The following is a 3,165-nucleotide window of genomic DNA, read 5'->3' as shown; positions in this document are numbered from 1 at the left end:
ATCCAGAACGAGCCGAAGGCGGTCGAGGCGGCCAGCGTCACATGACCGCCACTCGCCTGCAGGCGCAGATCTTCCGCCGACTTGCGGATATGCGACAGCCCGAGCGAGACATCGGCGTGGAAGCGCTCGCCGGCCTCGGTGAGGACGACTTGGCGGTGGCGGCGCTGGAATAGCTGGGCTCCGAGCTGTTCTTCCAGCCCGCGCACGGCGTAGGACACAGCCGCTTGCGTCATGCCGAGCTCGCGCCCGGCGGCGGTGAAGCTCGACAGCCGGCCGGCCGCCTCGAAGACGATCAGGCTGCCGGCGGAGGGCAGGAGATGGCGTAGGCTTCGCATAAGGAGAGTTTATACAAGAGATCAGGATTTTCCAGCGTCACAGCTACATTTCGTCTCGCTAAGTTGATGGGCAGTTGGAGGATGAGTTGCCATGAATGCACCGGCCGTTGCAGTGACCGAACACGCAAATCGCAGAAGCGGCGGCCGCCTAGGGCGCAAGGCGATACGGGGCGCGCCCATAGTCTCGTTCCCGACGCTGGTGCGCCAGATTCCCGCCTATCAGATGGTCCCTGACGAGGCGGTGGAGTTGATCCACCAGGAATCGCTCTTGATCCTCGAAGAGGTGGGCTGCGAGTTCCGCGACGACGAGGCGATCGCCCTATGGAAGGCCGCAGGAGCCGATGTCTCCGAGACGCGCGTTCGCATCGACCGTGCGCTCTTGATGGAGTTGGTCTCGAAGGTCCCGCCGGAATTCACCCTCAATGCCCGCAACCCCGATCGTACCGTCCGCGTCGGCGGCAAGAACTCTATCTTCGTGCCGATGTATGGCGCACCCTACGTGCGCGACCTTGACAATAACCGGCGCTACGGCTCGCTCGCCGACCTCAACAATTTCCACAAGCTCGCCTATATGGCGCCGGCGCTGCACTCGTCGAGCTCGGTCATCTGCGAGCCAATGGAAATCGCGGTCCCGAAGCGTCACCTCCATATCATCCATTCGGCGCTGAAGTATTCCGATAAGCCGTTCATGGGCATCGTCACCTCGAAGGAGCGAGCGGAAGACACGATGGCGATGGCAGGCATCGTGTTCGGCGAGGAGTTCGTCCGCGACAACCCGGTCCTGGTGTCGATCACCAACTGCAACTCGCCGCTGGTGTGGGACGCCACCATGCTGGATGCGATGAAGGTGTATGCGCGGAGCAACCAGCCGCTGATCCTGGCGCCCTTCGCGTTGTGCGGCGCCTCGACGTCGGCTTCCGCAGTCGGCGCGGTCGCGCAGGTCAATGCGGAAGCGCTGGCCGGTGTCGCCTTCACGCAACTGCTGCGCCCGGGTTCGCCGCAGATCTACGGACAGTTCATGGTCACTGTGGACATGAAGACCGGCGCCCCCATGGGCGGCACGCCGGAGGCCGCGCAGATGATGTATCTCATGGGAGCGCTGGCGCGGAAATACCGGCTGCCATGGCGCACGTCCGGCTTCCATGTCGGGTCGAAGCTCAACGACGCCCAGGCCGGCTACGAGTCTAACATGCTGATGCATGCCGCCATACTCTCTGGCGCAAACTACATCTGGCACTCCGCCGGATGGCTCGAGGCCGGCCTGACCTGCGGCTATTCGAAATTCGCGACGGACTGCGAACAGCTCATCGGCTGGTACAAATATGCCGGCGGGCTGCCGTTCGACGATTTCAAGGAAGCGATGGCGGCGATCCGCGAGGTAGGCCCGCAGGGCCATTTTCTCGGTACCCAGCACACGCTCGAACATTTCGAGTCCGCCTTCTTCATGCCCAGCATCATGGACTTCAATTCGTACGAGCAGTGGAAGGCCGAAGGCGCAAAGGACCACGACACGCGCGGTCGCGAGAAAGCGCGCAACATGCTGGCCGATTATGAGGAGCCGAAGCTCGACGAGGGCATCGCCGAGGGTCTCAAGGATTTGATCGCGCGGCGTGAGGAAAAACTGCCGGACAGCGTTAGTTGATAAGACAGGCGAAGACCTGACGGAACCACCAAGGGAGGAAAACATGACGCTCTTCAGAAGCAATGGCGACCGCGTTCCAAGTGCCATCGAGACAATGGCGAAAGAGACGCGCGCGGGCCGGATGGACCGGCGCGAATTCCTGGCGCTGGCAAGCGCCTTCGGCGCCTCGACGGCTTTCGCCTATGGCATGATTGGCCTCGCTGCGCCAACAAAAGCCCTGGCCGATGAACCGAAAAAGGGCGGAACGCTGCGTGTCGCAATGTCGGTCAAGGCACAGAAGGATCCGCGCACTTATGACTGGACGGAAATGGCAAACGTCACCCGGACCTGGCTTGAGCCGCTGGTCCGCTACACGCACCAGTTCACTTTCGAGCCGGTCCTGCTCGAAAGCTGGGACGTCAATGACGACGCCACCGAATACACACTGCATCTGCGCAAAGGCGTCACCTGGAACAATGGCGATGCTTTCAACGCCGATGACGTGGTCTCCAATCTGAACCGCTGGTGCGAGAAGGGTGCTTCCGGCAACTCCATGGCGGCACGCGTCGGCGCGCTGATCGACACAAAGACCGGCAAGGCCAAGGATGGCGCCATCACCAGGGTCGATGATCTCACGGTCAAGCTGAAGCTGTCCGAACCCGACATCGCGATCATACCGGGCTTCACCGACTATCCGGCGCTGGTCGTGCATCGCGACTTCGACAAGGATGGCGCCGACCCGATCAAGAAGCCGATCGGTACCGGGCCTTTCGAACTGGTGTCCTATGCAGTGGGTACGAAGGCGGTCGTCAAGCGTCGCGAGAACGGCAAGTGGTGGGGTGGCGAAACGCCGCTCGACGGTGTCGAGTTCATCGACTACGGCACCGACTTCAACGCCACGCTGAATGCCTTCGATTCTGGCGAGATCGACCTCGATTTCGAAACGCCGGCCGACTTCATCGACGCCTTGGATAAGATGGATCTGGTGAAATCGGAGGTGGCGACGGCGACGACGCTGGTTGCCCGCACCAACATCACCCACAAGCCCTATGACGACCAGCGGGTGCGCAATGCGCTGCAGATGGCCGTTGACAACAATGCCGTCATGCAACTCGGCTACGCCGGGCTCGGAACGGTCGGCGAGAACCACCACGTCGCCCCGATCCATCCCGAATACTATCCGCTGCCCAAGAAGACGCGCGATGCTGC

General features: G+C 62.1%; 3 protein-coding genes. 2 read left to right on the top strand and 1 reads right to left on the bottom strand.

The window, feature by feature from the left end:
- Positions 1–335 (bottom strand): LysR family transcriptional regulator (locus EN993_RS33705; protein WP_127266042.1); only part of this gene is annotated, 335 nt, incomplete at its 3' end.
- A gap of 91 nt (positions 336–426) precedes the next feature.
- On the opposite strand from EN993_RS33705, the gene EN993_RS33700 reads away from it, so the two are divergent.
- A complete protein-coding gene (locus tag EN993_RS33700; protein WP_109663186.1) occupies positions 427–1,977 on the top strand; it encodes a trimethylamine methyltransferase family protein in 1,551 nt (516 codons plus the stop codon).
- 43 nt (positions 1,978–2,020) lie between these two features.
- The coding region (locus EN993_RS33695; protein ID WP_127266041.1) for an ABC transporter substrate-binding protein at positions 2,021–3,165 on the top strand (1,145 nt) is incomplete at its 3' end.

It is taken from the genome of Mesorhizobium sp. M7D.F.Ca.US.004.01.2.1 (assembly GCF_003997785.1).
GTDB lineage: Bacteria > Pseudomonadota > Alphaproteobacteria > Rhizobiales > Rhizobiaceae > Mesorhizobium > Mesorhizobium loti.
The sequence above is the reverse complement of the archived record's forward strand: the minus strand, read 5'-3'. Positions and strand labels throughout refer to the sequence as shown.

What these genes read in the sequence shown, in the direction of transcription:
- EN993_RS33700 (WP_109663186.1), top strand. Translation starts at nt 427, where the DNA reads ATGAATGCACCGGCCGTTGCAGTGACCGAACACGCAAATCGCAGAAGC.